Origin of the sequence: Halobacteriovorax sp. JY17 (assembly GCF_002753895.1) — a bacterium.
Lineage (GTDB): Bacteria > Bdellovibrionota > Bacteriovoracia > Bacteriovoracales > Bacteriovoracaceae > Halobacteriovorax.
In genome coordinates, this window is sequence record NZ_NJER01000005.1 from 1 (window position 1) to 22,931 (window position 22,931).

Annotated in this window: 23 protein-coding genes; 17 read left to right on the plus strand and 6 right to left on the minus strand. The window is 34.7% G+C overall.

Annotated elements, in window-relative coordinates; genetic code table 11:
- Both CES88_RS16450 and CES88_RS16455 read left to right on the plus strand, forming a co-directional pair.
- The coding region (locus CES88_RS16450; RefSeq protein ID WP_290736953.1) for a YdeI/OmpD-associated family protein at nucleotides 1-324 on the plus strand (324 nt) is incomplete at its 5' end.
- A gap of 189 nt (nucleotides 325-513) precedes the next feature.
- The gene (locus CES88_RS16455) at nucleotides 514-990 is read left to right on the plus strand and encodes a GNAT family N-acetyltransferase (RefSeq protein ID WP_290736955.1); all 477 of its coding nucleotides are present in this window, start codon (nucleotides 514-516) and stop codon (nucleotides 988-990) included.
- Between the two features lie 174 nt (nucleotides 991-1,164).
- Here CES88_RS16455 and CES88_RS16460 read toward each other — a convergent pair whose 3' ends face one another.
- The 3 genes from CES88_RS16460 to CES88_RS16470 all read right to left on the minus strand — a co-directional run bounded on the left by CES88_RS16460 (nucleotide 1,165) and on the right by CES88_RS16470 (nucleotide 2,676).
- Entirely contained in the window at nucleotides 1,165-1,611 is a 447-nt protein-coding gene (locus tag CES88_RS16460; RefSeq protein ID WP_290736957.1) for a YHS domain-containing (seleno)protein, read from the minus strand.
- 97 nt (nucleotides 1,612-1,708) lie between these two features.
- Complete coding sequence (locus tag CES88_RS16465) at nucleotides 1,709-2,275, minus strand: uracil-DNA glycosylase family protein (protein ID WP_290736959.1); 567 nt, start codon at nucleotides 2,273-2,275, stop codon at nucleotides 1,709-1,711.
- Nucleotides 2,275-2,676: an MAPEG family protein gene (locus CES88_RS16470; RefSeq protein ID WP_290736961.1), complete on the minus strand. Its 402-nt coding sequence runs from the start codon at nucleotides 2,674-2,676 to the stop codon at nucleotides 2,275-2,277. The genes CES88_RS16465 and CES88_RS16470 overlap by 1 nt, the downstream gene beginning before the upstream one ends.
- Nucleotides 2,677-2,821: 145 nt before the next feature.
- On the opposite strand from CES88_RS16470, the gene CES88_RS16475 reads away from it, so the two are divergent.
- A complete protein-coding gene (locus tag CES88_RS16475; protein ID WP_290736963.1) occupies nucleotides 2,822-3,751 on the plus strand; it encodes an AraC family transcriptional regulator in 930 nt (309 codons plus the stop codon).
- 352 nt (nucleotides 3,752-4,103) lie between these two features.
- Here CES88_RS16475 and CES88_RS16480 read toward each other — a convergent pair whose 3' ends face one another.
- Nucleotides 4,104-5,306, minus strand: a complete 1,203-nt coding sequence (locus CES88_RS16480) for an ISL3 family transposase (RefSeq protein WP_290736965.1) — start codon at nucleotides 5,304-5,306, stop codon at nucleotides 4,104-4,106.
- Between the two features lie 123 nt (nucleotides 5,307-5,429).
- Between CES88_RS16480 and CES88_RS16485 the strand changes: the two genes are divergently transcribed.
- The 5 genes from CES88_RS16485 (at nucleotide 5,430) to CES88_RS16505 (ending at nucleotide 13,671) form a co-directional block, all read left to right on the plus strand.
- Nucleotides 5,430-8,141 carry a PKD domain-containing protein gene (locus CES88_RS16485; RefSeq protein WP_290736967.1) on the plus strand — a complete coding sequence of 904 codons (2,712 nt, stop codon included), beginning with the start codon at nucleotides 5,430-5,432 and terminating at the stop codon, nucleotides 8,139-8,141.
- Nucleotides 8,089-8,847, plus strand: a complete 759-nt coding sequence (locus tag CES88_RS16490; protein ID WP_290736969.1) for a hypothetical protein — start codon at nucleotides 8,089-8,091, stop codon at nucleotides 8,845-8,847. The genes CES88_RS16485 and CES88_RS16490 overlap by 53 nt, the downstream gene beginning before the upstream one ends.
- On the plus strand, nucleotides 8,828-10,834 hold the full coding sequence (locus CES88_RS16495; protein WP_290736971.1) for a hypothetical protein: 2,007 nt from the start codon (nucleotides 8,828-8,830) through the stop codon (nucleotides 10,832-10,834). The genes CES88_RS16490 and CES88_RS16495 overlap by 20 nt, the downstream gene beginning before the upstream one ends.
- Before the next feature lie 453 nt (nucleotides 10,835-11,287).
- Entirely contained in the window at nucleotides 11,288-12,382 is a 1,095-nt protein-coding gene (locus CES88_RS16500) for a hypothetical protein (protein ID WP_290736973.1), read from the plus strand.
- Between the two features lie 212 nt (nucleotides 12,383-12,594).
- Entirely contained in the window at nucleotides 12,595-13,671 is a 1,077-nt protein-coding gene (locus CES88_RS16505) for a hypothetical protein (protein ID WP_290736974.1), read from the plus strand.
- 75 nt (nucleotides 13,672-13,746) lie between these two features.
- Here the strand turns inward: CES88_RS16505 and CES88_RS16510 are convergent, their stop codons facing one another.
- Both CES88_RS16510 and CES88_RS16515 read right to left on the minus strand, forming a co-directional pair.
- The gene (locus CES88_RS16510; RefSeq protein WP_290736976.1) at nucleotides 13,747-14,100 is read right to left on the minus strand and encodes a hypothetical protein; all 354 of its coding nucleotides are present in this window, start codon (nucleotides 14,098-14,100) and stop codon (nucleotides 13,747-13,749) included.
- Nucleotides 14,100-14,837, minus strand: a complete 738-nt coding sequence (locus CES88_RS16515; RefSeq protein ID WP_290736978.1) for a hypothetical protein — start codon at nucleotides 14,835-14,837, stop codon at nucleotides 14,100-14,102. The genes CES88_RS16510 and CES88_RS16515 overlap by 1 nt, the downstream gene beginning before the upstream one ends.
- A gap of 492 nt (nucleotides 14,838-15,329) precedes the next feature.
- Here CES88_RS16515 and CES88_RS16520 point away from each other — a divergent pair, with 492 nt between their 5' ends.
- The 9 genes from CES88_RS16520 to CES88_RS16560 all read left to right on the plus strand — a co-directional run bounded on the left by CES88_RS16520 (nucleotide 15,330) and on the right by CES88_RS16560 (nucleotide 22,926).
- The gene (locus CES88_RS16520) at nucleotides 15,330-15,467 is read left to right on the plus strand and encodes a hypothetical protein (protein ID WP_290736980.1); all 138 of its coding nucleotides are present in this window, start codon (nucleotides 15,330-15,332) and stop codon (nucleotides 15,465-15,467) included.
- 12 nt (nucleotides 15,468-15,479) lie between these two features.
- Nucleotides 15,480-15,662 (plus strand): hypothetical protein, encoded by a 183-nt coding sequence (locus tag CES88_RS16525; protein ID WP_290736982.1) that lies wholly within the window; start codon nucleotides 15,480-15,482, stop codon nucleotides 15,660-15,662.
- A 72-nt stretch (nucleotides 15,663-15,734) separates the two neighbouring features.
- Nucleotides 15,735-17,612 carry a hypothetical protein gene (locus CES88_RS16530; protein WP_290736984.1) on the plus strand — a complete coding sequence of 626 codons (1,878 nt, stop codon included), beginning with the start codon at nucleotides 15,735-15,737 and terminating at the stop codon, nucleotides 17,610-17,612.
- Between the two features lie 9 nt (nucleotides 17,613-17,621).
- Entirely contained in the window at nucleotides 17,622-17,942 is a 321-nt protein-coding gene (locus CES88_RS16535; protein WP_290736986.1) for a hypothetical protein, read from the plus strand.
- A gap of 268 nt (nucleotides 17,943-18,210) precedes the next feature.
- Nucleotides 18,211-20,139 (plus strand): type IV secretion system DNA-binding domain-containing protein, encoded by a 1,929-nt coding sequence (locus CES88_RS16540; protein ID WP_290736988.1) that lies wholly within the window; start codon nucleotides 18,211-18,213, stop codon nucleotides 20,137-20,139.
- A gap of 7 nt (nucleotides 20,140-20,146) precedes the next feature.
- Complete coding sequence (locus CES88_RS16545) at nucleotides 20,147-20,815, plus strand: hypothetical protein (RefSeq protein ID WP_290736990.1); 669 nt, start codon at nucleotides 20,147-20,149, stop codon at nucleotides 20,813-20,815.
- Nucleotides 20,812-22,155 carry a hypothetical protein gene (locus CES88_RS16550; protein WP_290736991.1) on the plus strand — a complete coding sequence of 448 codons (1,344 nt, stop codon included), beginning with the start codon at nucleotides 20,812-20,814 and terminating at the stop codon, nucleotides 22,153-22,155. The genes CES88_RS16545 and CES88_RS16550 overlap by 4 nt, the downstream gene beginning before the upstream one ends.
- 31 nt (nucleotides 22,156-22,186) lie before the next feature.
- Nucleotides 22,187-22,447: a hypothetical protein gene (locus tag CES88_RS16555; RefSeq protein WP_290736993.1), complete on the plus strand. Its 261-nt coding sequence runs from the start codon at nucleotides 22,187-22,189 to the stop codon at nucleotides 22,445-22,447.
- On the plus strand, nucleotides 22,444-22,926 hold the full coding sequence (locus tag CES88_RS16560) for a hypothetical protein (RefSeq protein ID WP_290736995.1): 483 nt from the start codon (nucleotides 22,444-22,446) through the stop codon (nucleotides 22,924-22,926). Before CES88_RS16555 ends, CES88_RS16560 begins: the two co-directional genes overlap by 4 nt.
- Nucleotides 22,927-22,931: the final 5 nt, after the last annotated feature.

A 22,931-nucleotide genomic window follows, 5' to 3' on the forward strand; every position in this document is an offset into this window, starting at 1 on the left:
ATTGTGTCCTTTTCTCATGTCGACGTAGTCGTTGAAAATATAAATGGGATATTTAGGATCAAAAATCATGACTGGACAATAATGAAGGAGATGTTATCTGACTATCCGTGGCAGACGCCCAACTTACAATCAACTAGCCTGGGTATTCTTCACGATTTAGCGATATCTTATAAAAGAGATTCTATCTGGTGGGTAATGAGCGCGAAGAAAGAAGAAACACGATTAAGAAGGCTTGGCATATTAATTACTTCATCTGAAGCAGGGGAAAAAAACCAACTTTGCGAAAGAAACAATAATTTTATATTCAATAACATTAAAATTTGACCGAACCCTAACTGTGATGGATATCACCGGCAAATTGGTAATGATTGTTAAATATTAATGAATCAAAAATACCTAACAGAATTTGAGAGAGTTCTAGATGATGCTGTTTAGACTATGGACATATGTTGAAAATCCAAAAAAGAGTAGTATAATTTAGCTGAAATTAATATTTTCTATTGAGGTTGTCAAATGAGTGAAATTAAACTTATTCACCTTTTTGAAGTGAAAGAGCAAGAGATCGTAGATCTTATGAATAATAATATGGTGAAAAAACATATGCCATTGCTCAACAAAGGATTTTCTGCCGAAGATTGCAAAACCTTTCTGAAATCAAAAAAAGAAATTTGGGATGAGCATGGGTATGGTCCCTGGGCCTTTCTTATCGATGATAAATTTGCGGGTTGGGGAGGGCTACAACCTGAGAATGGTGAGGCTGATTTTGCACTGGTTCTTCATCCTAAATATTGGGGCTATGGAAAAAAAATTTTCAACAAAATAAAAAACTGGGCGTTTAACGAAATTGATATTGAAACTATAACCGCTTTATTTCCTCCAGGCCGAACAAATTCAAAAGCTATAAAACATCTTGGTTTTATTGATGATGGAGAATTGACCATTGATGGTGAGTTGTTTCTAAGGTTTAGATTTAACAGGCTAAAAGCATAAAGGCTTTCTCTCTTTTTTTGGGGGAGGGTCCTACACTAGAAATTTTACAGCAAAATCTATTTAACCAAATAATTCAGAAAGGCCTTGTCTAAGTTGTGGTGGCTAATAAGAATACTGCTTGAAGATCGTACGATAGTAAGCAAAGAGGAAACCCCTCTGCTTACTATAAGAGCCTTAAAGGGAGGCAGAGTCACGGTTACGAATTTTCTTCCAATTAGTATTCGCTTTACTGATATTTCCAGATATGTCTTTCATCCACATGCCCTTAATTTTATTATCAAGGTTAACATAGAGCTTTCCTTTAACGATCTCCCATACTAGTGGATCAGCGTGAAATTTTTTATTTACGCTTACTCCAAATGCACACCAACCACCGAAAGCAGGTGCATATCTTTTTGGATTACCGTCAAATTTAGCCTTATTCTCTTTGTTGATGAAAAGATATTGTTGCCCCTTATACTCTGATACATGATTTCCATTTCCCATAACTGGGCGACCGATCGTATGGTAACTTATGGCATCGTATCCCCTAAGGGCCGGAAGTGCATTCTCCTCTACGGCAAAAGCAAAAGTTGAAAGCATTAAAAATGCTAAAATGGTAAATAGTTTAGTTGTTTTCATATTCATCTCCTTTTCGATTGATAAAAAGAGTATCGATGATTTTTAGTACAAGCTGAATGTTTAGGAGTTCTGAAAGTATGACAATCAATTCGGAAATTTATAAAAATTTACGACACTTTCTCTTTATATATGGAAGGGCATCTTTCTCAAACCAACGATTTTTAGCGAGCCAAATATTGTTTCTCGGCGACGGGTGAGGAAGAACAATCTTGTTATCTTTAGACTTGTATTGGTTCTTAATTAAAGTAGTTAAATTTCCATATTTTCCAAATTCACGATCACAAGCGTACTTTCCAATATAAATTTCGAGTTTAATATTAGTAAGATAGTTCCTTACAGGTTCCATCCATTCTTCAGCACACTCTTTTCGGGGAGGTAGATCACCACTTTTGCCTTTGCCAGGATAGCAAAAACCCATAGGAACTAGTGCAACAATTGAGGGGTTATAGAATTGCTTATCTGTTATTCCCAACCACTCCCTAAGTCTTTCTCCGCTCTTGTCATCCCAAGGTTTAGATGAATTGTGGGCTAAAACACCCGGTGCTTGGCCCACAATTAAAATTTTTGAACTCTTCTTGAATTGAATTATAGGATTCGGATCATAAGGAAGAAAGTCCTTACAAATTTGACACTTTTTAATATCCCTAAGAAGAGCATTACTCATTAAAGTACTCCAAATCCGATCATTAAAATTGAGAACCAACCTACAAGATAAACAGGAGTTCTCAAATATGGAACACCTAAAGTATAAACTACTGCATGGATAATTCTTGAAATGAAGAATATTTTTGCCCAACAGATTGCACTTTCTGACCCAGGTGAAACAATTGTCGCAACAAGCACCACGGCAGCAAAAGCTGGTAGTGTTTCAACAAGGTTCAAATGTGCCCTTTTTGATCTTTGTGCCCACATAGGAGGGATAGGTTCTTTTTCTGGGTATCCTTCTGGATAATTACCAATGAAAGTTCCAATTCCCCATAAAAACATTCTATTTGTAATGTAGGGAATCCAGAGCAATACACTCAGTATCGCCGTATAGACTAAGTAGGTTAATTCGATGTTCATAAGCTCTCCTTTGATGTTATTGAATTTACTTAACTAAATACAATTCTACTCTGTTTCTCAGGTATAAATATGGTGAAAAGTTCGTAAAACATGATATTTAGTCCACAAGTAATGACTTTAAAAATTATCGGAGTAATATGGATTTATGGATATATTAAGCGACATACTTAATCACTTAGATATGAAAACCAGCCTCTACTTTAGGACTGACCTTACTGCCCCTTGGGGAGTAAATGTTCCAGCGTATAAGAATGTGGCCAGATTTCATATTGTTTTAAGTGGTAGTTTTTGGTTTTCGACTGAGGGGCAAGAATCATTTAAGGTTTCCCCTGGCGACATTATCTTAGTACCACATGGAAAAGAACATACTCTAAGAGACAATCCAAAGTCTGATGTACACAGTTTAAATGATGTGATTGAAGGTGCTGAGTACAAAGCTGGTGAATTGTTAAAATATGGTGAGGGAACTGGTTCATGCACTCAATTAATTTGCGGACACTTTGAATTTGAGGAAGACAATGTTCATCCTTTTTTAACATCGTTTCCGAGTGTTATTCATATTAAAAAAGATGGTAAGCATAATTTTAGCTGGCTTGGAACGGCCTTAGATTTTATTGATTATGAGAGTATTAATCGAGAGCCAGGTGCCGACTCAATTATAAATAAACTCTCAGAGGTTACTTTCATTCAAGCTCTCAGAAGTTTTATGAGAGAAAATGCTGTTAATACACTATTTTTATCAGCTCTAAATGATAAATACATAAGAAAATCTATAGAAGAAATACATACTAATCCAGGAAAAAAATGGAAACTTGAAGACCTTGCAAAGGCGGCTGGTTTATCAAGGACCGTTTATGCTGAGAGATTTCATAAACTCACAGGAACGACTCCAATGAACTATGTTACTCAGTGGCGAATGGAAAAAGCAAAAAAATACTTGAAAGATGAAACATTAAGTGTAGACCAAATTGCCCAAGAAATTGGTTACGCTGCCAGTGAATCTTTTCAAAAAAGTTTTAAGAAAATATTTGGTGTGACTCCAAGTGCGTATCGTAAACAATACAGGCAACAATAGTATTTATATATATCATTTCTGAGTAAGTTTCTTTGTAAAGCTCTCAAGTGACGACAGTCCCTTTTGCACCTTAATCAATGATGTCTTTTTCATTTGATGATTCAATAGCTTCATTGATCCAGAGCCTAGAGCTACAGAAAAAATTATTGCAAGAAATATGGGGAGTACTCGGTAGACAGTGGAGAATGAACCAAACTCGCGATCTAGAAATGTCTTGAAGCATTCATAAAATCTAAAATTCTTTCGTTAGTAATCTAAGTATCGGTTTTCTTATTCATTATTTTAATTAAAAATTACACCTCACCACCAACATTGAATAATGAATCCCTGAATTACTTATGTGGCTTAGTTTCTATCTACAATCGTAAAGTAGTCTAAGTCTGTAATTCTCAAAGTTTCTATATCCGTAGGCTTTCCTCTGAATGAGCTTAGCCTTACGATTATACCCCTCGGTCTTCGCATTAGTTATTCCAGTCTTGAAGTAATTTAATATTTCAATTCGCCACTTAACTAAAGTTCTACGAAGGGATTGAACTGCTTTTCTTCCTGAGTGAGCCATTTCATCAGTTAGCTTTGTAAGAGCCTTCTTAGCCCGTTTAAAGCCTCTTATATTGTAAATTGAAAGCATTCTCTCTTTATATTTATATATCTCTTTAAGCTCTGGGAAAAGGCCATTAATATGTTTAACAATTGATCTTTGAGAAAAGCTTAAGCGATCATCTCTCGTTAAATATAATCTTCTCATAGGACTAGTTTTAGATTTTAGAAAAACAGGATGCTTCATTGTTTCAATACGAATTTTATTAAGAGCGTGATTAAACAATTTGATAACATGAAATTTATCACTAGTAATTTTAGCGTTTGGAAAATGAGACTTTACAAATTTTTTATAAGTTGAAGACATATCAATAACTACGTTCTTAACATTTTCTCGACCGCTAATCTCAGTCGCTCTTGATGACATTAAGTTATCAAATGAGCGTCCTAGAGTGACTTCACGGACTCTGTTGTTATTAAAGTCTACAAATACAGTCGCAAATTCTTTGTAATGAGTTTTCGTATTTCTAACAAAGCTATGTTCATCAATTCCAATAGTCTTTGGCCATCCATAATTCATTTTTTTTGCTTCTAACGAGAGCTGCTCGTAAAAAGCTTTATATACTAACCATGATGAACATCTAAGTTTTTTGGTGACTCTTTTAAGGTCTGTGAAGTTTGAAGCGCACCACCTGATGTGAGATCTAAATCTTTGAGTGGAGCGAAATCCTTTTCTTATTCCAGGAACAGGCTCCCTGAATACAGCATTACAATTTTGACATCTAAATCTTCTTTTTCTAATTCTCAGGTAAACAATTTTGTCACGAATAGGGACGTCTTTAATGTGAACGTAGACTTGATCATGAATTTTAGTGGTCTTTGTTGCACACTTTGGACAGACTTCAAATTCAGAAACTTTATAGGCATCAAATTGAATAATATGATTTGTGAGGTTTCGTTTGTTAGTAAATTTAAGTTCTGGAAGTGAAAATAGTTTGTTAATCTGTGACTCGAGCATCGAGTATTCTCCTTGTAAAAAACTTTGTTGCAAAAGAATTTTATCAGATTTGAATACTCGTGCTTATCTTGACTGTTTTAGTCTTGATTCAGTGCCATCCACTGTTAACCGAGAAGACCCGTTATGGTCGACTTTAGAAAGATCTTTGATCCAAGTGGCAGACTTCAGTGGATTGATATTGATTGGGGCGACGGAGAAGTAGAAGAGGTAAACGAGGATACAAGTGCCTTTATGAAGCATAAGTATTCAGGGATTGGCGAATTTGAAATAAAAGTGATCGTTTCTAAAGAAGTTGACGGAGAAGATAGCTTGTCAGAGTCAATTCGTACTATCAGCGTGACTAACGATGAAATAGACTCTCTTCCTCCTCTTGTTGATTACAATATTTTAAATGAAGAGTTTGCTCCCTATGTTACCTTTAATATAAATAGATCAATTTCTCCAAACGCAGAGATTGTAAGCTCTGTCTTTGACCACGGAGATGGCTCTTTCTATTCTGGGGGAGATCAAATTCATACTCACTTCTATGAACCAGGAGTCTATGTCACAAAACTTACTGTGACAGATTCAAATGGATTGTCAGTTACTCAGTCTTCTCAAATTGTTGTTACAGACCCTTTAGAAAACTTAGTTGCAAATTTAAGCTGTGAGAAATCTTCTTATTATCTAGATGTAGAATGTGAAATCGTAGGAGTGGATAAGTTGTCAGCACTTTCTGAGATTACTGTCGACTGGGGTGATGGAGTTGTCCAAGAGATACCACTTCTACAGGGAGAATTTACTTGGGATGATTTTGAGCATTCCTACTCTGAAGTAGGAACTTATAAAGTTACTTTGTCTGTAAGTAATAACAGAGGGGAAAGTAAGAGCTCTGAAGCTACAATTGAGCTAGCAGAAAATACTCCTGAAAATCAAGCTCCTTACGCTAGCATTTACTGTAGTGCTACAGGAAATATCAAAGAAATTGAGTGTAACTTTTCTGGCTCAAATGATCCCGATGGTTATATTGAAAATTTCAATATAAAGATAAGTGATGGGAGTGAGTTTAACTTAAGCCATTCAAGTCCACTCTTTCATAACTTAGAATCAAACGGAATATTTGAAATTCTTCTTACAGTTACAGATAACAACGGGGCAAGCTCTAGCGCACAGACGACTATTGAGATAATTAATCAACTTCCTATTGTTGATGCTTTCTGTGAGAGTCATTCAGCTCTGGAGATTACCTGTACTTCATACTCATACGACCCTGACGGATATATTGTTAGTACCGAGTTTGATTGGGGTGAGGGAAGTATTAGTGGAGCAGAGAATTCTTTTACGGCTCAAGTTTCTAGTGGTGGAGCTCGAGATGTCAGAATTTCAGTTATAGACAATGAGGGGGGAGAGTCTTTTGAATATAGAACAATCTTTGTTTCTGAGAATCAGGCGCCAGTTGTGGGGTATGTTTGCGAATCTGTCGGCATTAATAATCTCTCCTGCTCAAGTTCTTCATACGACCCTGAAGGAAGTGAATTAACTTATTTATGGCAAGTTGATGGTCAGAGTTATCATTCTAAGAATATAAATATAATTATTAGCGGAGACACAACCTATCAAGTAACTTTAAAAGTAGTTGATGTGTTTGGAGCGGAGGCCATTAAGGTCGACTCTATTTCAGTTAAAAGTAATTCTACTCCACTTGTAATGTTTAATTGTAGCTTCACCAACGTTAATGAAATGAATTGCTTAAATCTCTCCAGTGATGCAGACAATGACCCTCTCTCGGTTGAGTGGTATCTTAACGGGGAACTCCGAGGCTCTCAAAATAACCTAGACTATATTCTTAAAGATGAAGAGCGAGGAAATATTGAAGTAAAGCTAGTTGTTAGTGACGGCCTAGAAGAGGTAGATTTTCTTCGTAATTATTATGTAAACATACTTCCGATTGTAAAATTCTCTTGTACACAAGAGAACTCTTTTATCGTTAGATGCTCTGCCGAAGAAATTCCTGACGATGGTATTGTTGAAGGATATTCGTGGGTAGTTAACGGAGTAGACTTTTACGATGGAATTTCTATTGAAATTCCTGTTCATAACTTTAATCTGAACAGAATTGACTTAACTATTACTGATGATTCTAACGAAATGGCAACCGCTTCTCAGAGTGTGATGTTCTATAATCTAGATCTCCCTCCAGAGGCAAGCTTTACATATGTTGTAGATATAGGCGGTAAGTCTATGTTTAATGCCGGTGAAAGCTTGATTGGTGGACGTAAGGTTTCGGAGTTTACTTGGTTTGTTAATGGCCTTGAGGTTGAGAATACTTCAGAGTCAGCAATTATTTATACATTTCCTAGTTTAGGGGAATATAAGATTAAGTTAGTCGTTATTGATGACCAGGGACGGGAATCAGAAGTTGTGAAAGATATTATAGTTTATGACATGGAGGTTTCACAGCCAACCTATGAGGAGAACTCTGTAGCTCTTTCTGGTGTTGATAGTGACAGTAATGGAGTTCGTGATGATATTCAAAGAGCAGTTAACTCATATGCTAAAGGAAATAGTTCTATAAAAGAACATTTAGGGGAGTATATAAAATTAAACCTAGACTTGATTTCAAATCTAGATAACTCAGCAGTCATAAATGATAAATATTTCAAGAAAAGGAAAGCTGTAAGATGTATCGCATCCTTAGTTCCAGATGAAGAGGTGAGCACTTTGCTCCAAGAAATTGATGTCATGTCATTTAATACTCGTGATAGAATTGAGAAATGGGCTGCAATGAAGGAGATGATCACAGATGAAACGCTTGATAGAGAAATGGAAGAAGCTGAACAAATTTGCACGTATTAGTATTTGCATAGTTCTAGGGATTACTGCGTATCGATGTGCAGACTTTTTTCCTCATACATATATGTGGCTGACGCATCATCCACAAATGTATAACGCAGAATTAGAGCCAGAGTTTCCGTCGTGGTTTAACGTAAATTTTGGAAGTCTTGAAGGCCCAGATACTAATAAGAATGGAATAAGAGACGATGTCGAAATTTATATGAATAGAGAGTTTGAAGATTTGGGTGAGGGAGAGATCGCAATCCTTCATCAGTATGCAAGGATGATACAAAACCGACTTAAGTACCCCGTGGGACATGAATATAGTAAAAAGCATTGGGAAGAAAGAAAACATCTATATGCTTGCATTTTTATTCTAGCAGATATTAAAGCGACTGCCTCATCTCGTGCGAATTATAAATTTATGAATAAAGATAGGGAGTTTGTATTCAGAAAAGTAATAAACTCTCTTTCTAGAGACTTAAGAGAAGCTAGGTTTATGAGGCAGTTTAGTGGTCACAGTACTATGAGTGATTCAAGTTTTTGGAATTTTGTGCATCTAGAAGAGCAGTGTCATTTTTCCAAGAATTATTCAGATACATTAAGGAAAGATTTTTTTATTAAAAAGAAGAAAGCATTCGGTAAATATGGAAAAAGGTTTTATGACAGTTATGAAAGAAAATATGGGAAAAGTAAGAGGTATCTATATGAAGATTATATTGATTAGTTTAATTTTTATTTCATCTGCAAGTGCTTTTAACCCTGAAGTGCCTAGCTGTTTTAGACATAAAACTCATATTCATTATGTGAATGGTGTTAACACAGCGAAAGGGGATGAAGAGGTAAGTCGAAATAATATTGAAAAGAGTCTAAAAAATAAATATAGAAATCAATTAAATGGTGAGGTTACAGATAGAATTAGGTTAATCCATCCATTGGCAAATTCTGAAGACTATATAGATTATGTTACTTTTGGTTCAACTTATAATCAAACCCATTGGTCTAGGCTCGTTGGGGACCTATTTGAGGCAGCAGATCAGATTGAATACTTGAAAGATGTGGAGCTGAAATATAAGAATGAAGCAGTTTATAGAGCTAGTCGAGGACTAAGTCTAATGCCTTTACTTTATAAAGTTGGAAGCTATACTCCTGGCTCACCAGTTTTTCAGGCTTTAGCAACACTTTATGTAAAGAGTGTAGAAGATTATAGAAAAGACGATGGAAAAAAGTTAGCTGATGATATTAAGGTTCAGTTAGAGAATGGAAACAAAGTTTTGGTTGTATCACATTCACAAGGAAACCTTTTCTCAAATGAAGCTTTTGTAAGATTGTTCGACCCTGCGGAAGCGTATGAGGGAGTAGGAACTTTATCTGAAGATTATAAGAAAAGTATTGGTGCAGTACATATCGCTAGTCCTTATCCAACTTCATTATTTTCTAATAGCGATTCAATTCTCTTAAAAGAGGACCTACTTATAACTCCTTTGTCCGGAGTTAGTGGGAATTACTCTATTACGAGAGGGCCATCAAGTGTGAGCAGTACTTTTTTGCTTGGAGAAGTTGCTAATGTCGAAAGGCAAACTATGTTGACTGCTATGCGTAGTTCTGGACGTTATGTACCTTTACCCACTCTTGGTCACTCTATAGATGATCTTTATTTATCTGAAAATTATTTTGCTACTGGCACTAGGTATAATGGTGAAGAGGTTAGCATGATGGGGATAGTTGTTGATAGTATGAATACTGTTGCTCAAAATTTTGAATCTGATTGTGAAGCGCCAAAAGTTTCTAGTATGGAAGACTTTATCAGAGGAGATAAGGTGAGCCTGGAGGAGCATAATGAGTTTGGAGTAGACATTTTTTTAGACTTTTCTAAACTTGAAGTTGGCTTTCATGTGGATTCAGGGCAAGTTTATAGTCCGTATAAAGAGGGAGATATTAATAAGGTTTCTATTAGTCTAATTGGAGGTTATCAAAGTAAGCTTGAAAGATTAGAAGATGGTAGGATCATTTTAAATGAAAAAAGAGATTCAATTCAATTGCCTCCCGTTGAAATTGAAGAATTTGAAACATATAAGCTCAAGTTCTTAGGGTCTCCTACTCGAATTTCTGATGGGAGTAAATATCTTAGTGTTTATATTTCTATAGAAGATATTTTCGGTGTAGAGCTCAACGGTGAGACTGAAGTTTTACTTTGTAGTGAAGAAGATTGTTGTAGAGAAGGTGAAAACTTCAATCCTGTATCTAGGAAGTGCGATGATTGCCCTAAAGGAAGGGTTTATCCCGATGGTTCTTGTGATTATCTACAACCATCAGGACCTTTGATTACAAATACTGTTGTTGAGGAGAGTCGTGAGCCTCCAACTACTTGTGACGATATTGGAACAGGCAGTTATACTATTGACTATTATAAGACGTGTACTTACACAGTCTCTTGTCCAGACAATCACTCTTCATTGTACGTTATCAATTTTAATGAATTTGGGGTTAAAGATTATCAAAAGTATGGATCTAGCCAAGTTCTTGCCCGAAGCAGGGATTCTTACTCTTGTCAAAATAATGGAGACTCTTGGCTTGTTGTTAATATTGGAGAAGACATAGAATATGCTAAGCAAACTTACGTTTGTGTAAATGAGGGAGTTGATACTGAGAATATTTCTAGTGAAGATGAGGAGAATAGAATAAGTGGAGAGTTAGGATTAAATTGTTTTTAGCGTAGATGTGTATTGATATGTTTTAATGAAAAAGAGGGAGAGGCTTCAGCTATAAGTACTATAACTTGTTTTTGAAAACCTGATCCTTCTCTTTCTAATTTTTAGGTAAACAATTTTATCTCTACTAAGGATATCTTTAATAGCTTGCTAATCTGTGACTCGAGCATCGGGTATTCTCCTTGTAAAAAAAAACTTTGTTGCAAAAGAATTTTATCAGACTTGAATACTCGTACTTTTCTTGATCGTTTTGGTCTTGATAATAAAAGTCCATTAGAGTATGAATTTACAGCGTTAAGCGCTTAAACTAAGTGTCCACTATTTATGGGGAAGTCCAATACAAAGATGTGGATGACTTATGGGAAATATGGAATCACCATTTTCAAATTGGCTAAGTGATGTGGTCGTTTTGGGGTTTAGAATTTTAAGATTGTATACTTACTTTAAGAGAAAATTATGAAAGAAATATCAGCCTACCTATTGCTATTTATTATTTCCTTAGCGTCATTAGCGATAAGTCCAAATGATAAAGCCTTTACTGAGAATTTTAATATTGACCCGAGAGTTTATGCGCTAGTGTTATTCTTTGGGGAGTACGAATCTGAAGGGGGAGAGGGGAGTACGGGGGAGCAACCAGAGTTTAAACTTCCAACGATTAAGTTCTTTGAGAATAAGTCTCTCACTGGAACCCCTGTCGGAATTCTTTCTAAAGATGGGTTAGAGTCTAGAGGAAAGAAGCTTTGTTCTGTTTATAAGATTTCCAATGGAAAGTATGATGTGCTTTATGAGGATGTGCTAACAAAAGAGGCTTATGGATCTAAAGACTATAACTTTCGAGACTATTTTGGTGCTTATAAGCTTGTAGCAAAAGAGGGGGAGATACTTAAGAGATGCTCTTATTTAAAAAATAGTCAGAAAGCTGCTTGGACATATCATTCTATTCTTATTCTTGAGAACTTAGACGAAGAGAAGTCTATTGGGTCTATAATGCTTAACTCTAAGGTCGCATACTTCTCAACTAAGAACTTAAAAGTTCAAGCAATACTGAGGCCGCCGATAAAAGAGCTTGAGCATCACTCAATTTCATTAGTTGAACTTGCAAAAGAAATTGAGAAAGCGCTTGATAAGTATGAGAAAGATTATATCTCTAAAAGAACTAATAAAGTAACAGCACTAACAAAGTACTTAGATGTTTATCAAGAGAGAGAAAATAAATTGATAAATACGAGCGCACTTGACTGGTTAGATAAGTTTGGGGAAGAAGAATTAAAGAAGAGGTTGATTGAAAAATTTGGAGGTTTAAGGTTCTTTAGATACTTTGATCTTAAGAATATGTATATCACTTCAGATGCAAACCACACTAAGATTAATAATAAATTTATTATTAAAGAGACAAGGCTATACTTGAAGTATAAAGACGTTGGAACGTTTTACATTACGATAGATAGAAAGAGTGGACAGATAAAGTATCATATTAATGAGGTGTGGGGAAATAGCAATCATGTTTTTAATGGGTTAGAGAGCCGCTACATTCCAAAATATCTCGATTAGGGTGTAAAAAATTGGTTAAAAAGTTTTTGAGTATTTTTATAGATCGAGAGTTTGATTCACTTTCCACTTCCTTCCAAGTACTTCCGATAACGCTACTTTTTCGGGAACTTGGGGTTATGATAATTCGGTCATTGCTTTTGAAGTTATATGTATTGAAAGAAATAATGAAGTGAATACTTCATCTCCTACAACCATAACTTGTGAGTAACTTTATGAAGAAAATATCAATTTGTTTGTTGCTGTTTATTATCTCCACAGGCTCATTAGCAGTGAGTCCTAATGATAAGGACTTTTCTGAAAAATTTGATATTGATCCGAGAGTCTATGCTTTAGTATTTTTCTCGGATTATTTTGAGACAGATAATGAGAGGCCTGAGCCAAAGTTTAGGCTTCCCACAATAAAATTCTACGATGACAAGTCATTAGAAGGAAGTCCTGTTGGATTACTTTCAAGTAAGGGATTATTTCTAAATGAAAAGAAGATTTGTTCAACTTTTAAAATATCTAATGGTGAATATGATATTTTGTATGAGAAGGAAATTGATCCAGCCCCTCTGCGTGGTACTGGAGCTTTCCCTGATCATCTCTTTAGTCCTCACTATCTTGTAGGGAAAGGTAATTATCTTAAGTATTATTCTAAGTGTTCTTTTATAAAATACTATCAAAAAGCAACTTGGGATTATCGGTCCGTATTAATCCTTGATGACCTTGATGAAAGAAGATCAATTGCAACAATTCAAATTAATTCAAAGCCTGTGTACTTTTCAACAAAGAATCTAAAACTGCAAGCAGTACTTAGACCTCCAGCTAAAGAACTTGAGCATCGATCTATTTCGTTAATTGAGTTTGCTAAAGAAATTGAAAAAGAATTAATCAAGTTTCGAAAGAAGAGTTTATCTGTAATGTTAGGAGTAGACGCAGAAAAAATAAAGAAATTTAATGAAGTCTATATTGAGAAAGAGAGAGGCTTTTTTAATGTTAGCTCTCTCGACTGGATGGATAAATACGGTGAGCAAGAATTAAAGAAGAGGTTAATTAAGAATTTTGGTGAAACTCGATTTCTTCGTCATTTTGATTTTGAAAATATGTATTTGAGTGCTAGATTATCACACTCAAGGAAAGGGAGTTTTATCAAGCTAACATGTTACTATAAAGGTATAGGTCGAAAATCAATCGCTATTGGCAGAGAGGAAGGAAGTAAATTTAAGTACATATTTAATTTTGGAAGCAAGCATAGTTTTGAGGAATGGGAGGAGCGTACGTCTCCAAATAATATAGAGAGTCTTTGACCAAGTGAATATATTATAGATTGATTTCAACTAGTTTTAAGTCTTTCAAGCTTGTAATAACTTGCGAATATTCAACTACCCCCCTGATCCATCACCAAGGACTCTTTCGAGTAATATAAATGTATCAGGGCTTATTGATCCTAGGTAGTCAGTAAGGTTTACTGTACCTCTTGGTTTTTCTAATATCACACGATCTATATCGTATGAGTCTATTATAGTACCTTGTCTTAGTTCAACGTAGTCAACTTTGTTAGCACGATCTCCCGCTACTTGAATCGACTCTACATCTTGATTAACATGAATTAGCTTTCCACTATTAAGTCTTATTGCCATGATATTTGAAAGATTTAATTCAGCAGAACCCTTAGAGTAAGAGTTGCTTCCGAGAGTCAGTATAGACAAAATAAAGAGGCTTTTTAGAGTTTTCATTATTGGAGTTCTCCCTTTTCTGCATATGGCAGAAAGGTACTAGATACAGATGCAGTATAGTGTTTGATATCTCCATTGTACATTGGATTGTTATATATCTGATCCTTACGTTCGTTGAAATGTTTTTGGTTAAGCTTTTTCAAGGCCTTAAGTCCATCTGTATTTATTGACTCTGTTTGAAAGCTCATCCAATTATGAATTGAGCCAGCTTCATCTAGTCTGTAGTACTTCATAGACATTTTTATACGCTTCTTAGTCTCAGCAAATGAAAGTTTGAAGTTATGGTTAGCACCAATGAAACGACCACTCTTATCAGCGATTATAAGGCCTTCGGAGACAAGGAGGTTAAGTCTTTCGACACCAATTGCTCCAAGGTGATGAGATACTTCTTCTACAGTTGTTCCAGAGTTTGTAGAGGCCAAGTTTAAGATAAGAAAGTAATCTTCACTTGTGAAGTAGCTTCTACTTTTTTCCTCTACAAATTGATATTCTTGATTGTGGCTAAAGTTCATATTCATGACTTTGGCAATATCCTGATGAAACTCATTCATATATTTATACAAGAGTTCATCTTCTCCGAGAGCATTGAAGATTCTAATCACTGTTTCAGGTTGTGGGTTTCCCTTGAGGTTATGAATCCTTCTAAGGGTTGTGTATGCAACCGTCGTCTTATCTTCAATATTTTGGAGGTTTAAATTAGGTCTTTTAGATAAATAGCTATCGATACAGTTTTTCACCTGAATACATTTTCTTTGGTTAATGTCTTCGTTTAGATTGATCGTTTCGATGCGTAATCCTTCTAAAAGTGTGTCAAAGTGTGTGGTTATGCCTATTTTTGTTATAATTCGTAGCAACATGAAAGTTGTTTGTAAAATAAAAACAGTAGATTTTTACTTTAAATAACCACCATGGCGAAACCAATAACGAATTTTCAAAGACTTAAGTCAATACGTATTTAAAAATAATCACCATGGCAGTTAAACTGAAGCCTTTTAAGAAATCGTATTGAGAAAATAAACATCTCCTCATAGATTATTTCTCACAGAAACATTAATTTATTACCAGCAAGTAAAGCTGAGAAACGATTAGCGTGTTTAAAGAAAACATCTAAGGGCGAGATAGAACTGTAGGGTGCCATGTGCAGACCTTGAAGTTTAAATCATTTTATCACCGGCCCTAGAGTCTTTTGTAAGCATGATGCTTTTTAATTTTTTAGGAGGAAATTAAAAATGAAAAGTACAACAAAAGACATCAGACATTACTTTAGAGAAATTCTTGGAGCTATTTCTGTTAAGGAAATCATGTCTAATGAAAATTTAATTCAAAAAGCTACGCATGTTGAACGATTGATTATGAATATGGTCTAGGGGAAGGGAGCCATGAAATTATTAAAGCAGGAAGTATTAGCATTTATAAGCTCAATCTCCAAAAGAGAATTAAGGAAGAATCCTGATCTTAGAAGAAAGCTAAAACAACTTAATAATCATCTTAAAGATTCTTACTCAAGTGATAATAAAGAAATTTTGAAATACTTAAATTCAAATCTTTTAATAGGAAAATAAATCACAGGACATTAACAAATTAGGTCTTGGCAAATGGCCAAGAGGGATTCCTATACTTATTTTGGAGAATAAATGAAGTTATTTATATTTTTACTGATAACGATTAATCTAGTTTCCTGTTCAGTTAAGACTGATGGAGATGTTGAGCAGGAGAAAGTAACAGAACTAGAAGGAAGGATTGATACTATAAGTCTGAATTATGATTCAGATGGCGATTTGATGAATGATGAAGATGAAAAGAATATTGGGAGAAACCCTCTTATTGCAGATCTTCCAGGAGTTATGGTTAGATTTTTACAAAACTATAAAATTTCTGTTTCTTACAAAGATCTTACTACTGGTAATGAAGGTTTGTTTGAAATAGACACAAAAGTGGGAGCAAACAACCCAGACTTTAAATATAGAGTTGGAAATGTCTTCTTACGGGAAAATAGCTATAGAGCAGCAGCATCTATTGGGAAATTCTCTGACCATAGTTGGGGAGAATATAAAGAGCATGATTTATCGTGGGTCAAGTATCCAGACATTGATCAAAGATTCTTTCAAGAAAATGTAATGAAGTATAGTAAGTACTTTAATGAAGAAGTTTTTGTCATTACAAATGTCTCAGTAGAGCTTGAAAATTCAATAAAGTTAAATCCGAGTGGTGATTTCAAACAAGTCTCTAACCCAGAGTTAACTTTTAGATTCTATAACTATGAGTCTGAAAGTTACGAAATTATTCACTCTGAGACAGTAGAGAGAAATATTATATCTGGTGTGAATGAAGTCGTGACAATAAAGTTTGAGAATGTGAACCCAAAGCTAATTTCAGAGAATTATTTCAAAAAAGGTGAGTTTATTATCTCAGAGCTTACAAATTATGAAATTCCAAACCTTAAAATTGATTATCGGACATTAGCCGCGAGTATTGCTCATAAGACAGTTCCTGTCGTTTATAATACACCTCTTGAAACAAGGGTTGATTATGTGGCGGTTGGTAAGGGAGTGAAGTTCAGTGAAATATTGAATACTCTTTTTGGTAAAAAGTTTGTTATTGAAAATGAGAAACTTAAAAGTATCAATCAATTTCAAGGTAATCTTCCTAAGTATGAGTATCTTAATGAGTTAAGAACATTAGATAAGAAGGGAAATTGGTTTATTTTTACCAATAGACTGAATAAGCACTATCTTGAACATGATTTTAATAATGAAGATGTAATCTCTCTTTCATATGTTTTAGGGAAGGACCTCTCATCGCAGGTAGATGAAAAGATTTTTAGTTATAGCAATGAAGTAAAGACCACTGATCACTTTCAAACTTACACTCTTGGAAATATATATCCCAATTCAGAAGTTTCTTTTTTTATTGAATCTAAAAGTCTTTTTGGTGAAAAAATTAAACATTGGACTGATGTATTTAGAAATCAAGGATGTGGAAGTCGTCATAACTGTGTGAGCTTTCCTTATAAATGCGATGTCTCATTTAATATCTTTGAAAAATTAGATACTAAGTTAAGTTTTAGTAAAGAACTAGGAGGAGAAATTTCAAGAATTTATCTTATTGTTAATGGATCAGAATATAAGCTAGTAGATTTGATAAACGACAAGAAGGTTTCTCTCTCATGGAGCGATGTGGGCATCTCTATAAGTATGAGAAATATCAATGCTATTCATGAAATATCAAATACAGATGAAAACTTACTGGGGCTAAAAATTAATGCACTAAGAGAGAGTACTTTTAATGGCGTTAAGCTCGTTAGTATGAGTGGAAAAGCTTCTTACGAGTGTCCTGGACTGGTTAGCTTCTTGGCCGGAAGTAATAAATGGCCGTTATCAGTTGAATCTCAAAACTTTGGAGAATGGGGAGGTACTGTTAATTGGAGTACTGTTAGTAGAGGTGAGCGTAAACATCTGGTTCAAATGTTCTCGGTAGGGATTACAAGCGTGATTTCTAACTTTCATAATTAAGGAGAAATAATGAAAACAATAAAAAAGAAAATATTAGATATATCAAAATACTTTACTACCGTGTCATTTATTCTGATGGGGAGCTTGCTGCTCCCATCAGGAAATGTCTATGCCTTTACAAAGCTTAAGAATGGATTTGAGACAATTACAAATAACTATCTTATTCCACTATCAAACGCTGTTGCTGGAGCTGCTCTGATTTTATTCGTCATACTTTCGTACTTTAAACAGGATGTTTACTTACCAAAGGTGGGAACTATATTTGCTCTCGCGATTATTTCATATGTCGGATTAGAGATAATATCAACATTAAGCCAAAGCTTTAGTTAGGAGAAATTATGAAAAACTCTTCTTATCCAGCTCTCTTAAACAAGAGAGCAAGGATTCTTGCGTCCTTAAGTCGTACTGATCTGATGGTTTTGGGCCTTAACTATCTAATTATGTCTAATCTGAAAATTTCAGGATGGAAAATTATGTGCATTAACCTTGGACTGTTAATCATAACTAAACTTATTACTACTCGATTAGAGAAAGGATTCTTTGAAGCTTTATTCACCAAGAGGATTATTAAGTGGAATTATAAAATAGGAGAATTGAAATGAGTAGATACAGCTTTCCTATCGCTTCAATAGATGGAAATGAGATTATATCTACCTCCGGTGATAAATCTTATTTCTATAAGTTGAAAGGACATGATCTTGAACAAAAAGATGGTATCGAGATTTTGAATATATTTAATCATATTGAATCGAATCTAAATAATCTCTCCTCAAAGGAGAGCTATAAGTTCTACCACTTAAAGGGGGAGAATTATTTAAATGCATCTATTCTTAACCCTCAAGTCGGATTAGAGATTTATCCTTGTAATGAGCCTATGGAGGTCTTCTTTGAGGAGGCCGATATCTTCTCAGATATTGGTATATATGATGACTATATTCTTTATAACGGAAAGTACCATCGAATTATTTCTGTTAAATCATTTAATGAGGATGAAATAGATGAGTTTTTTCTCCCTCGTGGTTTTGATTACATTCTAAATATAAGACGCAAAGAAAACGAGAAAGCTCTTAAGATTCTAGATCGAGTTAGAATGTCTCATGGAGCAGGGCAGTTTAAGGCTAAAAGAGATTTTGAAAGTGAGGGGGCGTACGCGCAAGCAGAAGATTTAATTCAAGATATCACACACGGAGAAGAGTCTATTTTTGATATGGAGCTATTTTTCATAGTTGGGGAGGAGTCATTAGAAACACTAAATATCAGAACTTTTGACTTAATTTCATCTTTAAAAATAAAGGGAATAACACCTTTTATCGAAGGTCATAGTATTCGTTCTCATAAGTCAGGTTTGTTTCAAATCTTTAGAGATCTCATCGTGGGTGTAAGACCTAGTTTTAAGTACCGCTCTATTCCAAATAAAACAGGTCATCTTAAATTTTTAATACCATTTAGTGAAAGCCTATTTATGAGTGAGGGAATTGAGCTAAATGATATCTCTGAGAAGGAAATCTACTTTAATCCCTTCTCAAAGGAGTTTAAGAGTCGAAATATGCTAGTTACAGGCTCAACAGGTGGAGGAAAGTCTGTTTTTGTAAATAAGATAGTTCATGCCTTAATCTCAGAGCATCCTGCTGTTATTTTAGATAAGGGTGGATCTTTTAAGAAAATCTGTACTTATCACAATGGACATAATCTAGAATCAGGCATTAATCCTCTTGATTTTAAATGTCCCTATTACTTAAGAGAGTTTGTCTTATCCGCAGTTGATAAAGAGAAATTTCAAAGATTAGAGAAGGGGTTGCTACTTAAAGAAATAAAAGCTTTCTTGATCAATTATCAAGGGAATTCATTCTTTGATCTTCTATCTCATTTAGAGTCATCATTTAAGGGGATTGGTTTATACTTCGAGGATATAAAGGATTTCATTACAGTATCAAATTGTGAAGTTAAACGCCTTCTGTACGTTGATATTGAAAATTATCCTAGTTCACAAATAGCTCCTCTTATCATTTATATTCTAGAGTATTTTAAAAATATTCCTGAACCAGAGAAGGTTCTAGTATTTGATGAATGTTGGAAGTTTCTAAAAGATCATGGTGAGTATATAGATGAATGTTTTAGGACATTTAGAAAGTCGGGAGCATTTCCAATTGCTATTTCTCAAGGCCTTGCTGACTTTTCTTGTCTTGGTAAGGATCTTTATTCATCTATTACTAATAACTCCTATTTTAAGGTCTTTTTTCCTCAAGAATTTATTGAGGATAAAGAGGTAAGTGAATTTGATAATGGAAGAATTTCTTCTTTGCAGTACCGAAAAGGAGAATATTCAGAATGTTATCTTAAGACTCAAGATGGGCTCTATAAGAAAATCTTAAGAATTTTTCTATCCCCACTCGAATTAGAGCTTTTTCATACAGAATCAGGTCAAAGCGATAACTTTTTTAAGTTCTTAAAAGACAAGAGAGATTACTTTTCTTCCAACAAGGAAACTATTGATTCATTTGTGAGGTTACATCATGGGATGGCGTAGTTTCATATTGGCACTATTTCTAAACTTTCAAGTTCACGCATCAACATTTTTTATGCCTGATAGTGATACTGCTGCTTTGATTACCTTAGTCTCAAATACAGCGAGTACAGTCACAAATACTATGAAGATTCTTGAGGTGGCCAAAAAAGCGAGTGAGAAGGTCGATAAGTATAATTTCTTGGCCATGCGGAGATACTTTATAGCAAGAAGAATAGAGCAACATTCTAGAGATATTATCGCAGTAGGGAAGATGGACCCAAGAGGATTAAAAGAAGTTAATCAAGTCATGTTTGGTTTGAAGATGAACTTGAAAGGTCTTAAATCAAATATCGACTTTATGGCGATGGATCTATTTCAAGCAGAAAACTTTTCTAATAAGTATTGGGAGAAGATCGCTAATTCTATGCAAGATGAGAATGAGGCCCATAATCAAGAGCTATTAAGTGCTAGTGAAGGAAGTATGAGTAAGCATGTTCAAAATACTGCAATGAATACAGCGATGACTTCTAAGGTCTTAGCAAAAATAAGAAGAGATAATATCGAGTATCAGAAAGTTGATATTGCATTAAAGAAAGGAAGTACAAAAGAAAAATTACGAAGAGAAGCATTCTATAAGAATTGGATAGGTATATCTCAATCAGAAAGTGACCTTTTAGAGACTGAGGGACAACTTTGAATAGCTCAATCTATGACCTATTGATGATAACAAGTTTTGATTTAGATAAGCTTATAGAGGATTACAGAATTTTCTTTCTAGCTCTTCTTCCTGGAATGTTTATTCTAGCCTGTTTGGTGGAGTATTTTGACCGAATGAATGTGTTTGATCTGGTAAAGAGGGCCTTAGTTTCAGTATTGATTCTAACGAGTGTGACAGGATTCTATAAATCATCTATCCGTTATTCAATAGATGCAGCTAATGAAAGATTTCAGGAGCAAAAACAAGTAAATATACTATTAATGGATATGTTTGAGGCAGGAAATTACTTAGGAACTGTTGGAAAGCAAGATAATGGAAAATTCTTTAAGAACTCATCTATGATTGATGGTGGATTAAAGTTTCTTAAGTACCACTTCTTTAGCTCATTTATAAATGACGGCTTTACTGTAAGTGTGTATTTCATCAGTCAGCTTTGTTTCATTCTTTTAAAAGTCGTCTATTCACTAGTTTATTATCTTGGATATGGATTAATTGGAATCCCTTGTATCGTTTATCTGTTTCTCAGTATGGGAAATGTTCTACGAGGAGGAGTTTTGAGCTTTTTATGGTGTTTGATTGTTCCTCATGTCCTTGTATTTATTTTATCTATGATTGGCAGTGAAATTAATACTGGATATCAAGCTGGGCAAGTCATAGGTGGAAGTGCGAGCGGAACGGCACTTTTATTTATAATGACACTCTTTATTGCATTCACTCCATTCATTACAATGATGCTGATTAACGGGTCTGGAATAGCCCAAGCTGGGGGAGTTATAGCTCTTCTTGGTGGGAATTTTATTAAAAGTTTACCCTCAAAGGCGTTAAATACTGGAGCAACTTTAGCAACAGGTGGCGTTCTTGGTCCAAAAATGGCCCTTGCTAAAGGAGCTATTAAGTTCGGGGCAGGTGCGACGGGTAAAGGTTTTAGCAACTTTAAAAGTTCTATGTCTTCACTTAAAGGAAGTAAGAGTACAGGCAACTCTAAAAATTCATCTAGTTCTTTTAGTACTAGTCGTGGTGACGTTAAAAAATACTCTCAATCAACAAGCTCTAAGGAAGATTCCTCAAAGACTGGAAGTAAGGGACAATCACAAGCAAATTCAACTAATAAGTCAATACAGAGAGAAAACAAACAAGAGGTTAATAATGCTAAAAAGAAATCAAGTCCACAAGGGGCCAGAGAAGTTAATCAGCATAGAACACGCAATTCAAGGAATCAAAAGACCAGTAATGCTTATCGCAGTACTAGGGATAATAGCAAACATACTAATTCTAAGCGTACAAGTTCTCGTCCTGAACAAAAAAGAGGAAAGCGTTAAGTATAGTAGTTTTGAGGCATGTTATTACGGTATGCAAAGTATCGTGAATAATAGTCCTGTTAAAGATCTCATGAATAATAAATTGGTTAAGGATCTTGAAAAAGTGAGTTTCAACGTTGAAAGAATACATCTCGTTAAAATGATTGACAGCTTTTCTTGTGACGTTTTTACAACAGATTCTAAAGGAGTTCGCAGGTATCAGATTGCTCTTGAGAAAAATACTAGATTTGCTCATCTATATCGCCTTATCGATATAAAGGAGAGGAAGGTCAGTTCGAGGTATCAACTATGATCTATTATATTTTTAAAGAACAAATATTTACCATCTTCCTATCAATGGCACATCTCACAGCGATGACTTTTCCGACAAAAGTGTTTGATTATGTTGGAGGCCAAGAAGGAGATTTTAAAATCTATGAACTTAATAAAAGAAAGAGTTTAGTCATAGAAGCAAAAAGAAAGGATATTAATAGAAACTTTATCGTTTTTGAAAAAGATGGAAAGTACCACTTCAATATTAAGTATGATGAGGCGCTATCAAATAAAGATATTGTCCTAATGGACGCTAAGAGTTGTGGGCTATATTCAATAATTAAAGAAACAAAAAAATATCAATTATTTGAGTGTCCTAAATCACTACTAATCGTAAACAAAGCTAGAAAGAAGCTAAAAGTTAATGACTTCTACATATCTAAGAAGAAGTTTATTTCAAAAGGTCCTCCTGTATGGGTGGATGAGAAGTTAGTTTATTACAAAGGTAGAGCATTATGAGGTGG

Coding starts and splice junctions, on each gene's coding strand:
- CES88_RS16560 (WP_290736995.1), top strand. CDS start 22,444: ATGATCTATTATATTTTTAAAGAACAAATATTTACCATCTTCCTATCA.
- CES88_RS16535 (WP_290736986.1), top strand. CDS start 17,622: ATGAAAACAATAAAAAAGAAAATATTAGATATATCAAAATACTTTACT.
- CES88_RS16520 (WP_290736980.1), top strand. CDS start 15,330: ATGAAAAGTACAACAAAAGACATCAGACATTACTTTAGAGAAATTCTT.
- CES88_RS16480 (WP_290736965.1), bottom strand. CDS start 5,306: ATGCTCGAGTCACAGATTAACAAACTATTTTCACTTCCAGAACTTAAA.
- CES88_RS16525 (WP_290736982.1), top strand. CDS start 15,480: ATGAAATTATTAAAGCAGGAAGTATTAGCATTTATAAGCTCAATCTCC.
- CES88_RS16455 (WP_290736955.1), top strand. CDS start 514: ATGAGTGAAATTAAACTTATTCACCTTTTTGAAGTGAAAGAGCAAGAG.
- CES88_RS16540 (WP_290736988.1), top strand. CDS start 18,211: ATGAGTAGATACAGCTTTCCTATCGCTTCAATAGATGGAAATGAGATT.
- CES88_RS16500 (WP_290736973.1), top strand. CDS start 11,288: ATGAAAGAAATATCAGCCTACCTATTGCTATTTATTATTTCCTTAGCG.
- CES88_RS16510 (WP_290736976.1), bottom strand. CDS start 14,100: ATGAAAACTCTAAAAAGCCTCTTTATTTTGTCTATACTGACTCTCGGA.
- CES88_RS16495 (WP_290736971.1), top strand. CDS start 8,828: ATGAAGATTATATTGATTAGTTTAATTTTTATTTCATCTGCAAGTGCT.
- CES88_RS16475 (WP_290736963.1), top strand. CDS start 2,822: ATGGATATATTAAGCGACATACTTAATCACTTAGATATGAAAACCAGC.
- CES88_RS16485 (WP_290736967.1), top strand. CDS start 5,430: ATGGTCGACTTTAGAAAGATCTTTGATCCAAGTGGCAGACTTCAGTGG.
- CES88_RS16530 (WP_290736984.1), top strand. CDS start 15,735: ATGAAGTTATTTATATTTTTACTGATAACGATTAATCTAGTTTCCTGT.
- CES88_RS16460 (WP_290736957.1), bottom strand. CDS start 1,611: ATGAAAACAACTAAACTATTTACCATTTTAGCATTTTTAATGCTTTCA.
- CES88_RS16505 (WP_290736974.1), top strand. CDS start 12,595: ATGAAGAAAATATCAATTTGTTTGTTGCTGTTTATTATCTCCACAGGC.
- CES88_RS16465 (WP_290736959.1), bottom strand. CDS start 2,275: ATGAGTAATGCTCTTCTTAGGGATATTAAAAAGTGTCAAATTTGTAAG.
- CES88_RS16470 (WP_290736961.1), bottom strand. CDS start 2,676: ATGAACATCGAATTAACCTACTTAGTCTATACGGCGATACTGAGTGTA.
- CES88_RS16490 (WP_290736969.1), top strand. CDS start 8,089: ATGAAACGCTTGATAGAGAAATGGAAGAAGCTGAACAAATTTGCACGT.
- CES88_RS16555 (WP_290736993.1), top strand. CDS start 22,187: ATGCAAAGTATCGTGAATAATAGTCCTGTTAAAGATCTCATGAATAAT.